This window comes from Agrobacterium sp. NPDC090283 (assembly GCF_044769685.1).
GTDB lineage: Bacteria > Pseudomonadota > Alphaproteobacteria > Rhizobiales > Rhizobiaceae > Agrobacterium.
The window spans coordinates 21241-42450 of sequence record NZ_JBIVYG010000007.1; the positions used below are offsets into that span (position 1 = coordinate 21241).

Genomic DNA, 21210 nt, shown 5'->3' on the forward strand with positions numbered 1-21210 from the left:
GGTAATTCATTTCATGGCCCGGTTGTAAGGGTTTTGCAACTGCTTGAAATAACCGACAAAGTGACGGCCTTTCCCCTCTGCATAACGCGTGCCTGGAAAAGACACGCGGGAGGCAGAAAAAGGGCCCCGCGAAGCCATCACTTCCGTCAAGAGTAACTGCGTGCCGACAATTCGAAAAATAAGCAATTGCCTTTTCTAAAAGCTTAAATTTCGGGCAATCGATCCCTCGTTTATATATTCCATAAAATTACTATACTATCAGGTTCCGGCCATCGGGGGATCAATCGGTGGGCGGTAAACCTGATCATTTCATCAGGAGCATTTTTAGATGTCATCTCAGGGATTTATCGGCGGCTTCATCAGATCGGCCATTGCTGCGGCGCTGCTTGCTTCGGCTACACTGTCCGGCACAGCCCATGCCGGTCCGACGCTCGACAAGATCAATCAGCGCGGTACGATCAAGGTCGGGGTCGGCACGACACCGGGCTTTTTCTCCCCGGACAGCAACGGCCGCTGGCAGGGCTTCTTCATCGACTACGGCCGGGCACTTTCCATCGCCGTCTTCGGCAATCCGGACAAGGTCGAATTCACCAATTCCTCACCCCAGCAGCGTCTGCCGGCGCTGCAGAGCGGTGAATTCGACATCCTGCTTTCCGGTGTCACGGTAACCGTTACCCGCGCTTTCAAGCTCGGCTTCCACTTTGGTCCGACAATTTTCTATGACGGTCAGGGTATTCTGGTCCGCAAGGATCTTGGTGTCACCAAGGCCGCCGATCTCGACGGCGCCACGATCGGCGCCCAGAGCGGTACCACCGGCGAACTCAACGTTGCCGACTTCTTCCGCAAGACCGGCAAGAAATTCACGCCGGTCACGATCGAAGATACCGGGCAGTTTATCGCGGCTCTGGAGTCTGGACGCGTCGACGCCATCACCCAGGATTCCTCCGATCTCGTCGGCAAGCGCACCCAGTTGAAGAAACCCGATGACTATATCGTCCTGCCCGAACGGCTGTCGAAGGAGCCGTTGGCGCCGGCGATTGCCGGCGGTGACGACCGCTGGCTGGAAATCGTGAACTGGACCGTCAACGCCACCATCCAGGCGGAAGAATGGGGCATTACCTCCAAGAATGTCGATGAGTTTCTGAAGTCTCCCGACCCGGCAATCCAGCGCTTCCTCGGCGTCGATCCTTCGCTTGGCGAGGCCATCGGCCTTGATCCCAAATGGGCCTATAACATCATCAAGACGGTCGGCAACTATGGTGAAATCTTCGACCGGCATCTGAAGCCGCTCGGCTGGGATCGCGGTTACAATCGCCTCTGGACCGATGGTGGCCTGCTTTATTCGCCACCCTTCCGTTGAGACAACCGAGTTTCACAGATGTCCTCAATCGTAACGCCGGGCCCTCGCAGGCCCGGCATCCATCGTCGGCTGCTCATGTGGTGGGGCCATCGCCCCATCGCTCAACTGGCGGTCATCGCCTCGTTTATCGCATTGCTCGTCTATCTCGGGATCAACGTCACGACGACGATGGCCCGTATCGGCGTCTCACCCGGCTTTGATTTTCTCTGGCGTTCGGCGAACTTCGAAATCGGCGAAAGCCCGATCACCTTCGCCGCCGGAGATCCATATCTTCGCGCCATGCTGGCGGGGCTGCTCAACACGCTGAAAGTGTCGCTGATCGGCTGCGTATTAGCGACGGTTGTCGGCGTGACCGTGGGCGTCGCAGGCCTGTCAGGAAACCTGCTTCTCGCCTCCCTAGTGCGCTGGTACGTGGAGTTGATCCGCAATACGCCGCTCCTGCTGCAACTCTTCTTCTGGATTTCGCTCGCCAAGGCGTTTCCGGCACCGCGCCAGGCGGGCGCTTTGCTCGGATCGGTCTATCTGACCAATCGCGGCGTTTATCTACCGGCCGTCTCCGCGGAAGGCCTCCCGGTCGCCGCACCGGTGCTTGTGATATTTATCATCTTTGCCCTTGGCCTTGTGCTCGTCTTGCTGTCCCATTTGAAACGGCTGAACGGGCGAACCATCGCTATAGCCACAGTCGCCATCCTCGCAGCCGCGACCACCGCGTTCGTGGCATCAGGAGCGAAGCTCACGTTTGAAACGCCCGCATTGGCGGGCTTCAACCTCCGGGGCGGGTATAATCTGACACCGGAATTTGCCGCGCTCTTAACCGGTCTGATCGTAAAGTTCTCCGCCGCAATCGCGGAGATTGTCCGGGCTGGCATCCAGTCGGTCAATCGAGGCCAGTGGGAGGCCGCCCGCGCGCTCGGCCTGCACAATGGACAGATCATGCGGCTGATCGTGCTTCCGCAGGCGCTGCGCGTCATAACCCCGCTCGCCACGTCGAGCTACCTCGATCTGACGAAGGATTCCAGCCTGGCGGTCGCAATCGGCTACCCGGATCTCGTCAGCATCGTCAACACAACCGCCAATACGACCGGTCAGTCGCTGGAGGCCCTCATGATCCTCATCGGCACCTATCTCGGCATCAATCTGGTCGTTTCCGCCCTCATGAACCAATACAACAAGAGGGTTGCGCTGAAGGGAACGGCACGATGACCAGGCAGGCCGGAAACATCTCCGCCCATCGGCTTCATGGGTCTCTCGGCAAGCTGCGAAACGGGCTCTTCGGCACGCTTTCCAACAGCGCCATCACTTTTCTGACACTGGCAGGACTGACCTGGCTTCTGCCGCCCTTGTTCCGGTGGGCCCTGCTTGACGCAACCTGGAGCGGAACTTCCGCGGATTGTGCGGCGCGCGAGGGCGCCTGCTGGGCCTTCATTGCCGCCAAGCTGCGTTTCATCCTGTTCGCTTTCTACCCGCCGGACCTGCAATGGCGTCCGGCACTCGTCATTCTGATCCTCATGGCTTTGCTCGTCACCAGCGCTCTCCCGCGCTTCTGGCGCAGGGAACTGCTGCTCGTCTGGCCGGGTGCGGCTCTGGTTTGCTGGATGCTCTTGACCGGTGGTCCGGGCGGCTCTCCAGTTCCGTCCAACCAATGGGGCGGGCTGCCGGTGACGCTGTTTGTCTGGGCCATCTGCTTTGCGGCCGCGACACCGATTGCGATCCTTCTGGCGCTCGCCCGTCGTTCGGGCCTTGGCGGGCTGCGTACCCTTTCGATCGTCTACATCGAGGTGATGCGCGGCACGCCCATGGTCGCGATCCTCTATGTCGCCATGCTGATTCTGCCCATGGCGCTGCCGGAAGCACAGTTCGACAAGATGATCCGGGCGATGATCATGATCACTCTTTTCTGGGCAGCCTATATAGCGGAAGTCGTGCGTGCCGGCCTGCAGGCGATACCATCCGGCCAGCAGGAGGCGGCCACTGCGCTGGGTATCGGTTACTGGCGGACAATGCATCTGGTCGTTCTGCCCCAGGCATTGCGGATCGTCATTCCCGGCATGGTCAATTTGGCAATCGGTTTCCTGCTGGCAACATCCCTGCTCGCGGTTATCGGCGTTTTTGACCTGCTGAACGCCGCCCGCGCAGCCGCAACGGATCCGGGCTGGCTCGGCTTTTACAACGAAGCCTATCTGCTTGTGGCCCTTATCTACTTCGCGATCTGCTTTGGTGCGTCCCGATACAGCCTGTGGCTGGAGCGCCTGCTGCGAAACAGACCAACCCAAGGGGAATGACAATTCCCCAGCCTGGCATTTCTGAGATAATTATCTACGCACGCCCGCCATTATGGAGAAGCATAGATTTTTCTTCCGATCTGGCGTCAAAATCGGTGGTTCCATTGCTCAATGTAGTATATATTTTTTGTAGAAAATAATCGTAAAAAGGAACTTCGGAAATGGCCTTTGCATCCGCTTCGCCTGCATCGACGTCAAGTCATATCCGTCGTTCCAGACCCTGTTGTCGCCTCTCTCTGCCCTGAATGCGGGCACCGTCGAAAGACGGTCCGTACCGAACAAACCCACAAAGCCCAGATTGGCGGAGAAGCGAAATGCAAAGACAAACGATCGAATATCAGGGACTGCCCGTCGGCATTGCTATCCCGAACAACGACAAGCTGCGCTTCATCGCGGTCAAATTCCACGTCATCGATCTGGACAACCGGCAGTTTTCCAGCGTCGCGGAGCTGAAGTCGGCCATCCGGGCGCATCTGCACGGCGAGCAGGTATTGGCCGCCTGAGTAATAAGAAACCACCCAAAAGCCGGAAACTGACATGGTATTTCAAACCGCCCTCATCGAAAATACGGCTTTGCTGCCGACACTCGACCTTTCGCGTTTTCATTCGCCGGAAGAACGCAGTGAATTTGTCAGCGACCTGCGCAACGTGCTCCATGACCATGGCTTTTTCTATCTCACCGGCCACGGTGTCGATCCCCGGCTGATTGAAGATGTCCTGTCGACCTCGAAACGTTTTTTCGCTCTGCCGCTGGAGGAAAAGCTCAAGATCGAGATGGTGAAATCACCGCATTTCCGTGGCTATAACCGGGCCGGTCAGGAGCGGACGCGGGGCGAGCAGGACTGGCGTGAACAGCTCGATATCAATACCGAAGGCGAGCCGGCAAAGATCGGTCCGGACTCGCCGCCATGGAAGCGGCTGTTTGGACCCAATCAATGGCCGGAAGCTTTGCCCGAACTCAAACCGTTGCTGCTGCGATATCAGGCGGAGGTGACGCGGATCGGCATCGATCTCCTCAAGGCGATTGCCGCCGCCCTCGGGCAGTCGGAAAATGTCTTTGCCGAGATTTACGAGCCGCAGCCGACGCAGCTTCTCAAAATCATCCGCTATCCCGGACGAGATGTCGCCGAGACCGATCAGGGTGTTGGTGCCCATAAGGATGGCGGCTTTGTCACTGTGCTTCTGCAGGACACGACGCCGGGGCTGCGGGTGCGCACCGAAACGGGAGACTGGATCGACGCGCCGCCAGTGCCTGGAACCTTTATCATCAATACCGGTGAATTGCTGGAACTCGCCACCAACGGCTTCGTCCGCGCAGATGTGCATGACGTCGTGGCGCCGCCAGCGGGCGTGGAGCGCTTCTCCGTCGCCTTTTTCCTCGGCTCCCGCTATGACGCAACCATACCGGTCATCGACTTGCCGGACGAGCTGAAGCGCTCCGAACGGGGCATCACCGTTGATCCCCTTAACCCGATCTTCCGGGAGGTTGGGCAGAACCACCTCAAGAGCCGTTTACGCTCGCATCCCGACGTCGCGCTCGCGCACCACGCCGATCTTCTGTCTCCGGAACACAAAACCGCTTAGTCCGGTCGATGTTGGAGACCACTTCGGCTCGCTTAATCCCCGGCGACAGGCTCGATGGGGCGCATTGATTTCGATCCCGCCTGTCGGGGGTGAGGTGGTCTTTCCTTTTACCCGTTGCGATCAAACATCCTTCGTCGCGGCATCAACGGGCAATGCGTCAAGATGGCGAGGATGACGGGGATCGTCATGGGGCTTCAGGAAGAAGCGGCGGGCAACATCGAGATAGCCGTTATAGACCAGACCGCCATTGATCGTAACGAGAGTGTTTCGATGGCGACGGTAGAGAACGGGGATGCTGTACCAGGGGACGGCAGGCAATTTGTGATGCAGCACATGCAGATTATTGTAGAGAAACAGCAGCCCGAACAGCGGGCTGTTCTCGACGATCGCGGTGCGCTCATCCTGATGGTCGGCATAACGGTGCTCCGCATAGGACCGCAACCTGCTGAGCGCCGCGCCCACGTAAACGAAACCCAAGAGATAGAGCCAGAGTGGCATTCCGCAAATTCCCACCACCCAGATCAGAACACCCGCAACACCGACCGCATGCCGCGCCCAAAGCGCTGCCCGTGCCCTGTCACCCCTGAAGACCAGGGACGCCTCCTGCGCCAGGAAATTAACGATCATGACCAGCGGGCCAAGGGTAAGCCGTCCCAGCAGGGTGGTGTTCCAAAGCGCCAGATATCGGCCGATCACTCCCATTTTCTCCCAGGCCGCCTGGGTGAAATAGGAGGATTCCGGATCTTCGATCGGGTCGGTCAAATGTTCGTCGCGATGGTGGGTCAGGTGCCCTTCCCGGTAAATTGCATAGGGCAACCACAGGGATAAAGGCGGCCAGCCGATTGCGTCGTTGATGGTGCGATAGCGTGTCGGATGACCATGAATGACCTCGTGCTGGAGTGACCCATGCCAGGCGACCAGCCATCCGCCAATGGCAATCACGACAAGAACCGGCAAAGCTTGCCAGAACCATGTCACCCCCAAAAAGCCGCCATAGATGACGACCGCCAGAACCACCGTCTGCCATTCGATGCGGGCAATGGCCAGAGACGAGGGTGAGGAGAAGAGATCAGGAGATGGAAGGCGGGACATAAAGCAGGTTCCGGCTGAGACAGGTTTCGCGCCCCACTATAAGGCCGAGCGCAGGCGGCCGCGCCGCACGGCTTTGCAGCCGCGACGCCAAAAAGGGAAAAATGGTTTTGCAGCAGGGCCCTACGGAAAATATTTATTCTATAAAATTTGTAGGTTATTGGCTTTAATCCCTCCATCGAATTGCTGAGCGCTACCCGCATCGTGCGGGCAGGTGCTCCGTACCCGGAGGGACATTACGTGACATTCAACACCACACGCCGGCAGGTGCTCGTCGGCGGCGCCTCCATTGTGAGTCTTGCCGCTCTTGGCGGCCTTCATCCCGCTTTCGCCAATACCGACCGCACCAGGATCGTCGTCCGCGTCGAGAAAGACCTTTCCAACCTCGATCCCGCCAATCGTTCAGGCCCGATCGATCTCAACGTCCTCTGGTCGGTGCAGCAGGGCCTGATCTCCTTCAAGCCGGGCTCGACGGACTGGGAACTCGATGCCGCCGAAGAACTGGAACAGGTGAGCGACACCGAAATCCGTTTCAAACTGCGCAGTGGCCTCACCTTTACCGACGGTTATGGCGAACTGACCGCCGAAGACGTGAAATTCTCCTTCGAGCGTTTCCTCAAGCCCGATGCCGAAGGCAAGCCCGTTACCTATGCCAAGGACTGGTCGGCCCTTGATCGCGTCGAGGTCACCGGCCCGCTCGAAGGCCGCATCATCCTGAAGCAGCCGGCACCGGCGCTCTATACGATCGCACTCGCCGATGGGTCTGGCCGGATCATTTCGAAAAAGGCGTTCGAAGCACTGGGCAAGGATATTGCCACGAAACTGATCGGCAGCGGCCCTTATGTTCTGAAGGAATGGGTTCCGCGCGAGCATTTCACTCTGGAAATCAACCCCAACTACAAGGGACCGATCAAACCGCATTTCCAGCAGATCGTCGGCAAACCGATCGGAGAACAGAAGACCTCGGAAATCGCCTTCCAGTCCGGCGAGATCGACTTCACCGCGATCGATCCCGAAAATGGAAAGGCCCTGGCGAACCTGCCCGATGCAAGCGTGACGGAAATTCCGGCCATCGATTACGTCTGGTTCGGCCCCAATATCGAGAAGGCTCCCTTCAACGACATCCGCGTCCGCCAGGCGATCCGTTATGCCGTGGACATCGACGCGATCCTTGAGGGCGCCTATTCCGGCATCTATCCGCGCGCCAATTCGCTGCTTGCGCCAAGCCTGCTCGGATACTGGAAAGAAGCGCCCGTCTATGCACGGGATCTGGAAAAGGCGCAGGCACTGCTCGCCGAAGCCGGGCATGCGAACGGCTTCAAGACCAAACTCACCATCGAAGCGACGGCACGTTATGAGGCCATTGCCCAGATCATTCAGGCCAACCTTTCCGAAGTCGGCATCGAGGTGGAGATCGAGGCGCTGGAATCCGCCGCCTACTGGGCGCTTGGCAAAAACGACGCCAGCAAGGATCTCGAACTCTCGCTGGTCAAATTCAACGGAAAGTTTGATCCTGGCTTCCAGACACAGTGGTTCACCTCCGCGCAGGTCGGCCAATGGAACTGGCAGCGCTGGAAGAACGCCGATTACGATGCGCTGCACGAAAAGGGCGGCGTCACGGTCGATCCCGCCGAGCGTGAAAAGATATACATCGAAGCCCAGAAACTGCTCGACGAATCCGCAGCCTTCATCTGGATCACGCACAATCTGAATGCTTTTGCCTCGCGCAAATGGCTGAAGCCCGGCGTTCTTCCGAATGGCAACAACTGGCTCTATACGGCCTTTACGGAAGCGACGGCCTGATCCGGTGCGTGTTCTCTCAATGACAGACAGGGATGCGCTGCGATGAGGAGCGCATCCCTGCACATTCATCTCGCCTTCAAGCTGGTTACGGCGCTTCTCGCCGTGGCCGGCTCCGTTGTCTTATTGATGGCGCTCACGCGGCTGATCCCCGGCGACCCCGCAACGGTAATTCTCGGTTCACGCGCAACGCCTGAGGCGGTAGCCGCACTCAATGCCCGCATCGGTCTCGACAAGCCGCTGATCGAGCAGGTGTTCAGGTTTTTCAGCCGGCTTGTTTCCGGCGATCTCGGCGAAGATGTCTTTAACGGCCGGCCGGTCTTTAACCTTGTTGCGGCAGCGTTGCCAAATACGGTGGCGCTGGCCGTTTCCGCCATGCTCTGTGCGATCGCGCTCGGCGTGCCGCTAGCCCTCATCTCCGCGCGCTGGCCGGGTGGCCGGACGGACCGGCTTGTCGCCTTCCTGAGTGTCGGCTTCATCTCGACCCCGAGCTTTGTCGTCTCGGTGTTCCTCCTGATGATGTTTTCGGTGAAGCTGCGGTGGTTTCCGGTGCTGGGCGCCGGAGAGAGCGGCGATATCGGCGACCAGCTCTGGCATCTCGCCCTGCCGACAACGGCACTGGCCGCCGGCTGGATCGGTTACATCGCCCGTCTGCTGCGCGCCTCCTTGCTGGAAGTGCTCGGTGAAAACCAGATCCGCACGCTGCGGGCCTATGGTGTCAGCGAGACGAAAATCCTGGTGAAATATGCCCTCAAACCGGCGATATTGCCCACTGTCGCGGTGCTTGGCATGGGTTTTGGAGAACTTCTTGGCGGAGCGGTCTTTGCCGAAGTCATTTTCAACCGTCCCGGTCTCGGCTCATTGATCTATGACGCCATCCGCACGCGTAACTATCCGGTGGTTCAGGGCGGCGTCTTTGTCATCGTGCTGCTTTATGTCCTGACCAATCTCATTGCAGACCTTTCCCAGAGCCTGCTCGATCCGCGCGAGCGTGGCCGGCTCTTGTCCGGGAGGCAACAGCCATGACCGTCCTCCACGACCTTTCCCGCCGGCCCGGCGGCACCTTCGCTCTCTTTGCGGTCACGCTGCTCTGTCTGGTGGCAATCGCTGCGCCGTTGATCGCGCCCTATGGGCCGAACGCAATCGCGCCGTCGAGCCGGTTCATGGACCCGTCATTGCAACATCTTCTGGGAACCGATCATCTCGGGCGCGACATATTAAGCCGACTTATCTACGGCGCACGGGTCGCGCTGGGCATTTCTCTTTCCGTCATCGCCATTTCTTTGACAACGGGTGTCGCACTTGGCGTGGCGGCCGCCCTCTCCTCACGCGTCGTTGATCTCTTCATCGTCGGTATCTTCGATGTCGTGACGTCGTTTCCAAGCATCATCCTCGCTCTCGCGCTCGTCGCGGTCTTCGGCCCTGGTCTCGGCAATGTCGTCTTGCTTGTCAGCATCGTCTTCATCCCGCATTTCGGCCGGGTCGCCCGCGCCCAGACGATCGCGATCCGCAACAGCCCTTTCATCGAGGCGGAAAGGGTTCTCGGTGCGGAAACGTGGCGGGTTGTCCTGCATCATGTCACGCCCAACATCATTGGCCCGATTTTCGTGCTGGCATGCATGGATATCCCTGTCGTCATCACCATTGAGGCGGGGTTGAGCTTTCTCGGTCTCGGCGTGCGCCCGCCGCTTGCGAGCTGGGGTAACCTGCTCAATGACGGCTACACCTATCTCGACCAGTCGGTATGGCTCGCCACTTTTTCGGGTCTGGCGTTGATCCTCGCGACACTCGGTTTTGCGCTTCTCGGTGAAGCCCTGCGTGACACGCTTGACCCGAAACTGAGGAAAAGCCTGTGACAGACGCCCTCCTCCTCATCGAAAATCTCAACGTTTCTTACAGGGGCGCCGGGCAGAAAGCGCATATCATCGACGGCGTCGATATCACCATTGGCCGCGGCCAGTCCGTCGGCCTCGTCGGGGAAAGCGGCAGCGGCAAGTCGACTGTCGCCTTCACCCTGCTCGGCCTGCTTGCCGATAATGCGGAAATCTCCGCGAACCGCGCAGCTTTCGACGGACGCGGGACGAAGCTGACATCAGCGGAAACAGCAAGGCTGCGCGGCACCGATATAGCGATGGTGTTTCAGGACCCCATGACCGCGCTGAACCCGATGTTCACGATCGGCACGCAGCTCGTCGACATCCAGCGCCGGCGATTCCCGAAGGAAAGCCGTCGGGCGCTTTGGGCACGGGCCGAAGCGGTGCTATCCGATGTCGGTTTGCAGGATGCGGCGCAGCGCATGCGTCGATATCCGCACGAATTTTCAGGCGGTATGCGGCAACGTGTCGTGATCGCCATGGCGCTTCTGGTCGAACCGAAATTGTTGATTGCCGACGAACCGACGACCGCGCTCGATGCGACTGTCGAAGCGCAGGTGGTGGAGATGCTGCATCGGCTGCGACAGCGGACTGTCGCTTCCATGCTGGTCGTCAGTCACAGCATGGGGCTGATTGCCGAACTCTGTGACAGCGTCATCGTGATGTATGCGGGAACGGTGGTGGAAAACGGCAAGGTAACGGACGTCCTGCATCATCCGCACCATCCCTATACCCGCGCCTTGCTCAACTGCGAGATAGACCCTTACGCCGCGTTCGACCGCCGGCAGGATCTTGCCACCATTCCCGGTACCGTTCCCGATCCCGCCAATCGGCCGCAAGGCTGCATCTTTGCCGAGCGATGTCCCTCCCGCCACGACCGCTGTAGCGAAAAACCGCCGCGTCGGCAGGCAAAGACCGGACAGAGCTTCTTCTGCTGGCTGGAGGCGGCGTGATGAATATCCCTGCCCTTTCCCTGAAGAACGCGGTGATCCGCTATGACCGGCTGATCGCCGTCGATGGCGTGTCGCTGGATCTGTTTCCCGGCGAAACCCTCGGCCTTGTCGGCGAAAGCGGGTGCGGGAAATCGTCCCTCGCCCGGGCCATCGTCGGACTTCAGCCGCTTGCCGCCGGTACGCTTTCCATCGCGGGAGAAACGCTCGCCAATGTGACGGCGACCCGACGTAACGATCTGCAGCGCCGCATTCAGCTGCTATTCCAGGACCCCGCCGCCTCGCTTTCTCCCCGCATGAAGGTGCGCGCGCTTTTGGCCGAACCGCTTAAAATCCGCAAAGTGCATTCGGCCGAGAGCTGGGCGCGGATATCAGCGCTTGCAGAAAGCATCGGTCTCGGCGAGCAACTTCTTTCACGCTATCCGCATCAGTTGAGCGGTGGGCAGGCGCGACGTGTGGCGCTGGTGCGCGCGCTTGCGGCCGAACCCTCGATCATCGTTGCCGATGAACCGACGGCCGGCCTCGATATCTCCATTCAGGGCGAATTGCTCAACCTCCTGCGCGTGCTTCGCGATCGTCTGAAGCTCAGCTATCTGCTCATCTCCCACAATCTCAATGTGGTCGGCCGCGTTACCGATCGTGTCGCGGTGATGTATCTTGGCCAGATCGTCGAGAGCGGACCGACGGCCGATCTTTTTCGTGATCCGGCTCACCCCTATACGCAGGCATTGCTCTCCGCCAACCTCACACTGGACTCCAGTCGCCGGCGGGAGCGCATCGTGCTTTCCGGGGAACTCCCGAGCCCGGGCAACCCGCCCTCCGGCTGTCGTTTCCATAAACGCTGTCCGCTGGCGCGCCCACGCTGCGCAACCGAAGTTCCAGTACTTCTCTCCGCCGGCTCATCCGGCCGTAGTGTCGCCTGCCATTTCCCGCTCACAGCGGAAGTGGAAGCCCTGCCTCAGGCAATAACGGGGTAACCATGACGCGCGGCATCCCGATCAAACTCGGCCAGCACCTCATAGTCGGCATCCCCGAGCAGGCTGATGCCGCGCAGGGAGAGCGTATCGCACACGCTGGCGAGTTCGGGGTCGGCGATGGTCTCCGCCACCGCCCGCCGCAGGGCCACCAGTTCCCTTGCCGGTGTCGCGGCGGTCGTGATGAAGGGCAAGCCCGGTCCCCTGGCAGTCTCGGCAAGGATGCGCACCCCTGCAACCCGTTGCGGATCGAAACGCAGGGTATTGCCGAAGGTGACACAGTCTATCGAAGCGATATCGGCCTTTCCGCTGGAAACCGCATCAATACTTGCCAAGTGGCCCCCGGTTTCCTGCACGGAAGAAAAAAACCGGCCGTCCCTGGCGTGTGGCGCCACGAAAGCGCGGAAGAGGTTATAGCCGGAATTGCTGCCCGGCTCGTTGATGGCAGCCCGGGCGCCCCGCAGCTCTTCGATCGACTGCGCCGGCGACGCCGCATTGACGATGATGAAGCTGCATTTGAGCGGGCCGTCGCAGCCGGGCAGATTATAGACCGGGGTTGCCACCAATTGAACCTTGCCACGCAGATGTCGCACATAGGGATAGCCGCAGGTTTGGCCGAACAGCAGATCCGGCCGCAACCAAGCCTCATCATAGCGGATTTTATCATCCAGAGCCTCCGGCGCATCAATGCCACCGGCACGAAGACGCTTGCCCAGCGCCGCCCAGAACAGCGTCGTCGCCTCCTTGACCGGCGAAGGGCTGGCATACATGGCAAGGCTGGCGAGCGGCATGGGCGGAACTCCGGGGAAGCAACTCAAAAACCTATGCAATACATAGATTTAAATCGCAATGCGATTTCTTCATAGAAAGGAAGCCTACCATGAGGCTGCCTTTGGAAGAGGCCCATTCGTCGCCTTCAGTCACAACCGATATCGCATGCGACGTGCTTGTCATCGGCGGCGGCCCGGCCGGCTGCTGGGCGGCGATGGAAGCCGCCGGTGCGGGAGCAAGGGTTGTTCTGGCGGATAAGGGCTATTGCGGCAGTTCCGGCGCAACCGCCTCGGCTGGTACACAGATATGGTATGTGCCGCCGGATGAGGACGCGCGGGACGCCGCCATGGCAAGCCGCGAGGCGATGGGCGGTTATCTTTCCGAACGATCATGGATGGCGCCGGTCCTCGACAAGACTTTCGAAAGCGTCAACCGGCTGGCGGACTGGGGCTACCCTTTCCCCCGTGACGACAAAGGCGAGCAGCAGCGCATCTCCGTTCAGGGACCGGAATATATGCGGCTTTTGCGTCGCCGGGTGAAAAACGCCGGCGTCACCATTCTCGATCACCACCCCGCAACGGGCCTACTTACGGCGGATGCGCGGGTCGTTGGCGCAACCGGCCTGCGGCGGCAACAGGGCGGACAGTGGCGTATCGCCGCCGGAGCGGTGGTGCTTGCAACGGGCGGCTGTGCCTTCATGAGCAAGGCGCTCGGCTGCGATGTCCTGACAGGAGATGGCTATTTGATGGGCGCCGAGGCGGGCGCCGAGCTCTCCGGGATGGAATTCTCGTCGGCCTATGCGATTTCGCCAGCCTTCGCCTCGATTACCAAGACGGCGCTCTACCGTTTCGCGCAGTTCTATCGCAAGGATCATAGCCTGATAGAAGGCGCAGGCTCCGCCAGGGGTCGCTCGATCATCGCCCGCACCCTGCTTTCGCAACCCGTCTATGCCCGCCTCGACCTTGCGGAAACCGACGAGGTGAAGGCGATCCTGCGGCGCGCCCAGCCCAACTTCTTCGTGCCATTCGATCGCCGCGGCATCGATCCCTTCACCGAATTCTTCGAAGTGAAGCTCCGGCTGGAAGGCACGGTGCGCGGCACTGGTGGATTGCGGCTGACCGGGCTCGACTGCGCAACGACGGTCACTGGCCTTTATGCCGCCGGCGACAACGCCACGCGCGAGCCGATCTGCGGTGGTTTCACCGGCGGTGGCAGCCACAATGCAGCCTGGGCGATTTCCACGGGCGCCTTCGCCGGCGCCGCGGCGGCCGCCTTTGCCCGCGAGAAGTCGGAACTGCCGGAAAGCAACCTTCCGCAGCTCACCGCCCGGACCACATTGCCCCAGGAACCCACCGACCCCGCGGCCATCATCAAGGCGGTACAGGACGAGGTCTTTCCTCTCGACATCAACTATTTCCGCACCCAATCCGGTCTTTCGGCAGCACTGGCACGGCTTGATATTTTGTGGGCGAGGGTCGCTACGGCAACGGCCGCCGATGAAAGCCAGATATTGGCGCTGCGCCAGGCGCAAGCAATGGTCGCCACCGCGCGCTTCATGTATCGCGCTGCCCTTGCGCGCACCGAAACGCGCGGCATGCACCGGCGCGAGGATTTTCCGAAGCAGGATCCCGCCCAGCATCACAGGCTCATTCTCAGCGGCCTCGATGCAATCGCCATCCGGCGGGAATGCGTTGATCCCGGCATTTACACGGAGGCGGCGGAATAATGATCGAGGTTCTGGACAACGATGCCTGCACGGACTGCAATCTCTGCGTTCAGGTGTGCCCGACCAATGTCTTCGAGGCGATGCCGGAAGGCCCACCCGTCATCCTGCGGCAGGATTCGTGCCAGACATGTTTCATGTGCGAGGCCTATTGCCCGGTGGATGCTCTTTATGTCGATCCGGATGCCGAAACCGTGCATGGCCTGACACTGGACAGCGTGCGGGAAAGTAACCTCTTCGGCAGTTACAGAAAGGCCATCGGCTGGCACAAGGACACGCGTCAACGCCGCCACATCGACGATCACTTCCGCCTTCCGCCATAATCTGGCGTCACAGCGCCAAAGATGTTCACCTGGCGGTCGGCGACAACAATTTCCACATATCCCGGCATGAAACCGCCCCGACACGGCTGGTCGAGGCGCTTCCCATGTCCGTTGTCAGGCAGTTCAGAAGGCTGCTGCCGGTATCCAGCTCGCCGTGGCGGCCGTGCTGGTTGAGAAGGCGGGGATTTTCTTCGCAAGTTCCTCGATGGTTTTCACGTCTGCGGTCCGCAGCTGCTCCTGGGTGACCAGCACCGGATCGACCACGATGTTTCTCGGCACGGTCTCGCCGGCGATTTCAAGTGCAGCGGCGCGCACCGATACTGCACCGACGACAGCGGGATTGGTCGCCGCAGTTGCAACCCAGGGGCTGCCGGGCTCGACGATTTCCTGAATATCGGCCGTGGAAATATCGGCGGAATAAATCCTGATTTTATCGCTGATACCAATATCCGCCGCGGCCAGTTTCACGCCACGCGCAAACTCGTCATAGGGTGCAAAAATCACCGCGATATCAGGGTTGGCGCGCAGAACGGCCTTGGCCTGATCGGCGGTGGCTGCCGCGGTCGTGTCGCTCACCGTGCCGAAACGGGCTTTCTCGACAATGCCTTTATTGGCTATCTTCACCTTGTCCCACACCTCGTTGCGGCGGTCGAGCGGCGCGAAGCCCGCCACATAGGCATAGCCGGCCGCAAAGCTCGTGCCGTTATCCTTCAGGGCCTGATCGAGCGCCAGCTCGGCCAGACGATGATCCGACTGCTCGACCTGCGGGATCTTCGGATTATTGAGGTTCACATCGAAAGCCACGACCTTGATGCCCTTGTCCAGCGCCTGCTGAACCACATCCGTCAGCGATTCCGGCTGGCCGTGATCGATGATGATGGCCTTAACACCGAGATTGATCGCCTGCAGGATCTGCTCACGCTGCTGCGCCGCATCCTGCCTGCCGGGGAATATCCTGAGGTCCGCGCCCAGCGCCTTGGCCTGCGCCTCTGCACCCGACTGATAGGCCTGGAAGAAATCGCCGGCGGAAATATAGCTGATCAATGCAATCTTGACGCCGCCCTTGTCGAAGGGATCGGGTGCGCCTTTCAGCCCTTCCGCGCTTACGGCACCGGCGGCCAGAAGCGAAGGCAAAACCGCAAGGGCAATATGACCGGGTTTAAAAGACATCGGGATTTTTCTCCAATTGGATGGCGCCTGTATCAGCCATCAAATTAAGAGCATATAATCTATCGTTTTTATGGGTTTAAAATTGCTATTTTGCTCGGGATAACGAGTTTTCTTTTGTCCGCAAGAGGCATGCGGGAAGAGGTTTTGCTCATGACCGGGACGGCGGGTGTTACCCCTGTGGCTTTGAAGGACAACTGATGACTGACGGCCGATACGGCGTAAAACTGATGAATTTCAAAACCTTGGAGCATACACCGGCGAGCGGGGAAATTTATTCCATGCTTTGGCGACACAATAGAAGGCCCATTCTTGTCTGCGGCTGCAAAAGTATTACCAAACTGGATTGTTCCAGGATGGATTTCCGCACATGCCCCTTCTCGACGTTCAGAACATTTCCCATGCGTTCGGCTCCACCAAGGCCCTCACCGATGCACGCCTGACGATCGAGGCAGGTGAAGTCGTCGCACTGATGGGCGCAAACGGTGCTGGAAAATCCACGCTCGTCAAAATCCTCTCCGGGCTTTATCGGCCCGATGCCGGAACGATGATATGGCAAGGCAAGCCATTTTCACCGCAAAGCCCGGCGGATGCGGCATCACAGGGCATCGTGACGGTTCACCAATCAACGGATGTCGTCGGCATACCGGGCCTGACGGTCGCGGATGCGCTGCTTCTCAACCATTTCGTCGATGGCCGCCATCCCTTCTTCCTGTCGAAAAAATCGGTCCGTCGGCAGGCGGCGACCATTCTTGCCGAAACCGGCTTTGATCTGCCGCTCGACCGGGATTTCGAAACGCTGAGCGCCGCCGACCGGCAGCAGGTCGCGATTGCCCGCGCTCTGGCGAACAAGGCCCGGCTGATCATCCTGGACGAACCGACGGCCAGTCTCTCCGCTCGGGAATCCGCTCGTCTCTACGATCTCGTGCGCTCCCTGAAGGCGCGCGGGATCGGTGTGCTCTATATTTCGCACCGAACCGCCGATCTCGAAGCGCTCGCGGACCGGGTCGAAATCCTGCGGGGCGGACGCAATGTCGGCTCCTTTGTGCGGCCTGTCGATTTCAGCGCCGCCATTGAAACCATGATCGGCCGTTCGCTGAATGCGGCGCGCCCGGACCGGCGGCGTGATTTCGAAAAGACAGTGCTGCGGCTGGAAAATGCGCGGCTGCTGCCGGAAAGTGCGCCCTTTTCCCTTTCCGTCCGGGAGGGAGAGGTGGTTGCCATCACCGGCGTTCTCGGCGCCGGCAAAAGCCGTCTTCTGTCCACGCTGTTCGGCCTTGGCGCCTTTTCGGGCGGACAGGCATTTGTGGATGGAAAGGCCTATGCGCCGGGCAGCCCCGCCGAAGCGATCGCCGCCGGTGTGGTGATGGCCGCCGAAGATCGGCACAGATCCTCCTTCATCCACGCCGACTGGCCGGGCGAAAGCATTGCCGCAACGATAAGCCTGCCGCATCTCAAACAATGGTATCCCTCCGGTTTCCTGTTATCCAACCGGGAAAAAGAAGAGGGCCGGAAAGCGATCCACCGCCTGTCGATCAAGGCGCAATCGGCCGAGGCCTCCGTCTGGTCGCTTTCGGGCGGCAACCAGCAGAAGGTCGTGATCGGCCGCTGGGAAGCCGAGCCCAGCCGCCTGCTTTTGCTGGATGAGCCATTCCAGGGCGTCGATGTGGGCGCGAGGCAGGACATCATTGCCGCCATCCGCCGCCATTCCGCGCGCGCCACGCTCATCGCCACGTCCGACCCGGAAGAAGCCTATGAGGTGGCTGACCGGGTTCTCGTAATGGATAGCCACACCCTTCTCGAACAAACCAACGATGCCGGAACGCCGCATCTTCACAAGGAACCCGCCTGATGGTCGACGGCACCCGAGAGATTTCAGAACAGTCAAAAGAAGCGGCGACACTGGAAACCCTGCGAAACGCGATAAGACGCGGCGCGGTTTTCCTGCTGCTGGCGGCGATGGTCGTCGGCTTTTCGCTCGCGCAGCCCGCCTTCATCAACATCAACAATCTCATGAGCATCCTGCAGGCGGTCTCCGTGGTCGCCATCATCGGTGCGGGCGTCAGCATCACGCTTGCCATCAACGGCTTCGACCTCTCGGTCGGGGCGGTGGCGGCATCCAGCGTCATGGCCGCAAGTTATGCGATGATCGTGCTGGGGCTGAACGCCTGGCAGACGGTGCCGCTGGTGCTGGCCTTCGGCGCGCTTGTCGGCCTTGCCAATGCTTTCCTGATCGTCAGGCTCAAGGTGCCGGACCTGCTTGCGACACTCGCCACGATGTTCCTGCTGACCGGCCTCCAGCTCATTCCGACAGCCGGCCGTTCCATCTCCGTCGGCCTCATCCTGCCTGACGGTTCGACGGCCAGCGGCAAATACGATCCCGCCTTCCTGACGATCGGGCGCTCCAGCCTGTTCGGCTTCATCCCCCTGCCCGTGGTGCTGATGGCCATCGTCGCCGTCGTTCTGTTCATTCTCACCGAAAAAACGAGGTTGGGCCGCCTGATCTACGCCACCGGCGGCAATGAGACGGCAGCGCGGCTTGCAGGCGCCAATGTCGACAGGATCAAGACCTTCGCTTACGTGCTTTCCGGCACGCTCGCGGCGCTTGGCGGCATCATCGTCGCTGCCCGTGTCGGCCGGGGTGACGTTTCCTCCGGCGCGTCGCTGCTGATGGATTCGGTCGCCGCCGCGCTGATCGGCTTTGCGGTTCTGGCGCTTCGCCGTCCAAACGTTCTCGGCACGCTTGTCGGCGCCGTTTTCGTCGGCGTGCTGCTCAATGGCCTCACCATGCTGAACGCACCTTATTACACGCAGGACTTCATCAAGGGCGCCGTTCTGGTTGGCGCGCTGGCGCTGACCTACGGCGTTGCCCGCTCAAAAATCTGACCATTCAATATCCGTCCAGAGAAGTGGAAACCATGTTCAAGACCGTCAAGAAACTGGCCGCGGCCGTCATCTCGCTTACCCTCCTCTCCACCGGCGCCTTTTCCGCCGGCATCGAAGGCGCGCCTGCGCCCTTCGACAAGAAGACGGTCAATATTGCCGTCGTCAGCTTCCTCGGCAGCGGCGACTGGCTGCAGGCCTTTGAGGCCGGCGTCAAGCGGCAGGCCGATACGCTGGGCGTCAAGCTCACCGTCTCCCAGGCCCGCAACGACAACGACACGCAGAGAAACCTCGTCGAGCAGGCGATCAATCTCGGCGTCGACGGCATCATCATCAACAATGGCCGCCCGGAGGTGCTGAAGGACGTGGCGCAGAAGGCGCTCGACAAGGGTATCAAGGTCGTTGCCTATGATGTGGACCTCGACAATCCGCAAATCCCGCAGATCGAGCAGAGCGACAAGGACATGGCAAGGCTGGTGCTGGACCAGGCCGTGAAGGACAAGGGCGACGGTTTTGTCGGCGGAGCGGTCTACGTCGCCGGCTTTGCACCACTCGACCGGCGTTACGCCGTGTGGAAAGACTTCATCGCCAAACACAATCTGAAGGAAAAGGCTGTCTGGGGCGTCGTCAACGATACGGTGCCGGCCTCAGTCGCCGATCAGACGAAGGCCGTCCTGCGCGCCAATCCGGATATTTCCGTCATCTTCACCCCGTGGGATGAATTCGCCAAAGGCGCAAAGCTCGCCATCGATGAACTCGGTCTTTCGCAGCAGGTGAAGATTTACGGCGTCGATATTTCGACGGCGGACATACAGCTCATCACCGAGCCGGACAGCGCCTGGGTCGCCACCGCCGCAACCAACGCCGCCGTCGTCGGCGAAGTATCGGTGCGCGCCGTCTCGCTTTCGATCGCCGGCCAGTTCCCCGGCCGGTCGGTACTGTTGCAGCCGACCCTCATCACCCGTGAAGATCTGGTGAAAAACGACATCGGCACCATTGAGGACCTCCAGAAGAAATTCCCGGCATTTCTGAAAAGCGATGCCGCTACCGCCACCTGGATTCCCGCCGTCAAGCATTGACCGCCTTCGCCAAGATGCGCCGCCGCTCACGGGCGGCGCTTTTCCCGTCGCAACGCAAGAGCAGACCATGGCCGCCCCAGACCTCCCGACACCCGATTTCGCCCACAACATGAAACTCATCGGCCACAGCGATATCGGCGGCCGTGGCGATGGCCTGCAACTGATGGTCCATCGCGGTTACGCCTATGTGGCCCACCCATGGTCGCAGGGTTTTTCGATCATCGACGTGCGCGACGCTAAAAACCCTGTCACCGTCAACTACGTGCAGGCCCCGGCCAACACCTGGAACATTCACCTCCAGACCCATGACGACCTGCTGCTGGTCATCAATGCGCTCGATCTTTTCGCCGATGTCCAGTCCTTCACCGACGAAAAGGCCTATTATACCAAATCGGTCGGCGAGACGGTCGCTGCGGAAAAGAGGGAGCGGGTCTGGACGGCGGGCATGACCGTGTTCGACATCTCGACACCCGACAAGCCCAAAAAAATCGGTCAGCTGGATGTCGACGGCATCGGTTTCCACCGCCTGTGGTATGTGGGCGGGCGTTATGCCTATGCTTCGGCGCTGCTGGACGGTTTCTCCGACTATATCTTCGTCACCATCGATCTTGCCGATCCAACAAAACCGCAGTTGCTTGGCCGCTGGTGGCTGCCGGGCATGAACACGGCCGAGGGTGAAAAACCGGCATGGGGCGAGGGAAAACGGTACGCCCTGCATCACGCACTGGTGCATGGCGACACCGCCTATGCCTGCTGGCGTGATGGCGGCCTGACCCTGCTCGACATCAGCGATCATTCAGCCCCCAAGCTCATCGCCCATCGCAACTGGTCACCGCCCTATGGCGGCGGCACCCACTCGCCCCTGCCCTTGCCGGGTCGCGACCTGCTGGTGGTCGCCGACGAAGCCGTGCTGGACAATGAGGAGGATGGGCGCAAGCACACCTGGATTTTCGACATCCGCGTTCCGGAAAATCCGGTCAGCATCTCGACATTCCCCATCCCGAACGAGATCGATTATGGGAAGAAGGGCGGCCATTTCGGCCCGCATAACCTGCATGAAAACCGGCCGGGTTCCTTCGTGTCGGAAACGCTGATCTTCGCCACCTGGCAGAATGCCGGCATCCGCGCCTTCGATATTTCCGATCCCTATCGTCCCGTCGAAACCGGCGCGCTCGTTCCGGCTGGGCCGACAACGATGACGGACCGGCGACCGGGCCGGCCAAAGGTCATCCAGTCGGCGGATGTCTTTGTTGACGCCAACGGTCTGATCTACGCGACCGACTATAATGCCGGGCTCGAAATCATCGAATATGGCGGTTGAAGCACCGTGACCTGACAAGAAAATCGCCCG

19 protein-coding genes are annotated in these 21210 nt (G+C 60.3%); 16 read left to right on the forward strand and 3 right to left on the reverse strand.

The annotated features are described in order from the left end of the window. Window positions 1-328 precede the first annotated feature (328 nt). The 5 genes from ACIQUH_RS12220 to ACIQUH_RS12240 all read left to right on the forward strand — a co-directional run bounded on the left by ACIQUH_RS12220 (window position 329) and on the right by ACIQUH_RS12240 (window position 5226). The gene (locus ACIQUH_RS12220; protein WP_400815260.1) at window positions 329-1360 is read left to right on the forward strand and encodes an amino acid ABC transporter substrate-binding protein; all 1032 of its coding nucleotides are present in this window, start codon (window positions 329-331) and stop codon (window positions 1358-1360) included. A gap of 18 nt (window positions 1361-1378) precedes the next feature. Further along, window positions 1379-2563, forward strand: coding sequence for an amino acid ABC transporter permease (locus tag ACIQUH_RS12225; RefSeq protein WP_400815262.1), 1185 nt, complete (start codon window positions 1379-1381; stop codon window positions 2561-2563). Continuing rightward, window positions 2560-3642, forward strand: a complete 1083-nt coding sequence (locus tag ACIQUH_RS12230; RefSeq protein ID WP_400815264.1) for an amino acid ABC transporter permease — start codon at window positions 2560-2562, stop codon at window positions 3640-3642. The genes ACIQUH_RS12225 and ACIQUH_RS12230 overlap by 4 nt, the downstream gene beginning before the upstream one ends. A gap of 314 nt (window positions 3643-3956) precedes the next feature. Further along, window positions 3957-4145 (forward strand): hypothetical protein, encoded by a 189-nt coding sequence (locus ACIQUH_RS12235; RefSeq protein ID WP_107327886.1) that lies wholly within the window; start codon window positions 3957-3959, stop codon window positions 4143-4145. 34 nt (window positions 4146-4179) lie between these two features. Then, window positions 4180-5226 carry an isopenicillin N synthase family dioxygenase gene (locus tag ACIQUH_RS12240; RefSeq protein WP_400815267.1) on the forward strand — a complete coding sequence of 349 codons (1047 nt, stop codon included), beginning with the start codon at window positions 4180-4182 and terminating at the stop codon, window positions 5224-5226. A 120-nt stretch (window positions 5227-5346) separates the two neighbouring features. Here the strand turns inward: ACIQUH_RS12240 and ACIQUH_RS12245 are convergent, their stop codons facing one another. After that, window positions 5347-6318, reverse strand: a complete 972-nt coding sequence (locus ACIQUH_RS12245) for a fatty acid desaturase (protein WP_400815269.1) — start codon at window positions 6316-6318, stop codon at window positions 5347-5349. A 237-nt stretch (window positions 6319-6555) separates the two neighbouring features. On the opposite strand from ACIQUH_RS12245, the gene ACIQUH_RS12250 reads away from it, so the two are divergent. The 5 genes from ACIQUH_RS12250 to ACIQUH_RS12270 are packed head-to-tail and all read left to right on the forward strand — an operon-like array spanning window position 6556 to window position 11916. Beyond that, window positions 6556-8118 carry an ABC transporter substrate-binding protein gene (locus ACIQUH_RS12250; RefSeq protein ID WP_400815272.1) on the forward strand — a complete coding sequence of 521 codons (1563 nt, stop codon included), beginning with the start codon at window positions 6556-6558 and terminating at the stop codon, window positions 8116-8118. Window positions 8119-8160: 42 nt separating this feature from the next. Next, a complete protein-coding gene (locus tag ACIQUH_RS12255) occupies window positions 8161-9141 on the forward strand; it encodes an ABC transporter permease (protein ID WP_400815274.1) in 981 nt (326 codons plus the stop codon). After that, complete coding sequence (locus ACIQUH_RS12260) at window positions 9138-9971, forward strand: ABC transporter permease (protein ID WP_400815276.1); 834 nt, start codon at window positions 9138-9140, stop codon at window positions 9969-9971. The genes ACIQUH_RS12255 and ACIQUH_RS12260 overlap by 4 nt, the downstream gene beginning before the upstream one ends. Beyond that, entirely contained in the window at window positions 9968-10942 is a 975-nt protein-coding gene (locus ACIQUH_RS12265) for an ABC transporter ATP-binding protein (protein ID WP_400815278.1), read from the forward strand. Before ACIQUH_RS12260 ends, ACIQUH_RS12265 begins: the two co-directional genes overlap by 4 nt. Beyond that, on the forward strand, window positions 10942-11916 hold the full coding sequence (locus ACIQUH_RS12270) for an oligopeptide/dipeptide ABC transporter ATP-binding protein (RefSeq protein ID WP_400815280.1): 975 nt from the start codon (window positions 10942-10944) through the stop codon (window positions 11914-11916). Before ACIQUH_RS12265 ends, ACIQUH_RS12270 begins: the two co-directional genes overlap by 1 nt. Here the strand turns inward: ACIQUH_RS12270 and ACIQUH_RS12275 are convergent. Further along, on the reverse strand, window positions 11898-12704 hold the full coding sequence (locus ACIQUH_RS12275; protein ID WP_400815282.1) for a phosphate/phosphite/phosphonate ABC transporter substrate-binding protein: 807 nt from the start codon (window positions 12702-12704) through the stop codon (window positions 11898-11900). The genes ACIQUH_RS12270 and ACIQUH_RS12275 overlap by 19 nt on opposite strands. Window positions 12705-12793: 89 nt before the next feature. Between ACIQUH_RS12275 and ACIQUH_RS12280 the strand changes: the two genes are divergently transcribed. Both ACIQUH_RS12280 and ACIQUH_RS12285 read left to right on the forward strand, forming a co-directional pair. Further along, window positions 12794-14410 (forward strand): FAD-dependent oxidoreductase, encoded by a 1617-nt coding sequence (locus ACIQUH_RS12280; RefSeq protein WP_400815284.1) that lies wholly within the window; start codon window positions 12794-12796, stop codon window positions 14408-14410. After that, window positions 14410-14730: a ferredoxin family protein gene (locus tag ACIQUH_RS12285; RefSeq protein WP_269711441.1), complete on the forward strand. Its 321-nt coding sequence runs from the start codon at window positions 14410-14412 to the stop codon at window positions 14728-14730. The genes ACIQUH_RS12280 and ACIQUH_RS12285 overlap by 1 nt, the downstream gene beginning before the upstream one ends. A 123-nt stretch (window positions 14731-14853) precedes the next feature. Here ACIQUH_RS12285 and ACIQUH_RS12290 read toward each other — a convergent pair whose 3' ends face one another. Next, complete coding sequence (locus tag ACIQUH_RS12290) at window positions 14854-15900, reverse strand: substrate-binding domain-containing protein (RefSeq protein ID WP_400815286.1); 1047 nt, start codon at window positions 15898-15900, stop codon at window positions 14854-14856. 367 nt (window positions 15901-16267) lie between these two features. On the opposite strand from ACIQUH_RS12290, the gene ACIQUH_RS12295 reads away from it, so the two are divergent. From ACIQUH_RS12295 to ACIQUH_RS12310, 4 genes are all read left to right on the forward strand, one after another. Then, window positions 16268-17749, forward strand: a complete 1482-nt coding sequence (locus tag ACIQUH_RS12295) for a sugar ABC transporter ATP-binding protein (RefSeq protein WP_400815289.1) — start codon at window positions 16268-16270, stop codon at window positions 17747-17749. After that, a complete protein-coding gene (locus tag ACIQUH_RS12300; protein ID WP_400815291.1) occupies window positions 17749-18783 on the forward strand; it encodes an ABC transporter permease in 1035 nt (344 codons plus the stop codon). The genes ACIQUH_RS12295 and ACIQUH_RS12300 overlap by 1 nt, the downstream gene beginning before the upstream one ends. Before the next feature lie 32 nt (window positions 18784-18815). Continuing rightward, window positions 18816-19859, forward strand: coding sequence for a substrate-binding domain-containing protein (locus tag ACIQUH_RS12305; RefSeq protein ID WP_400815293.1), 1044 nt, complete (start codon window positions 18816-18818; stop codon window positions 19857-19859). A 67-nt stretch (window positions 19860-19926) separates the two neighbouring features. After that, window positions 19927-21180 carry an LVIVD repeat-containing protein gene (locus ACIQUH_RS12310; RefSeq protein WP_400815295.1) on the forward strand — a complete coding sequence of 418 codons (1254 nt, stop codon included), beginning with the start codon at window positions 19927-19929 and terminating at the stop codon, window positions 21178-21180. The last annotated feature ends 30 nt before the right edge of the window (window positions 21181-21210 follow it).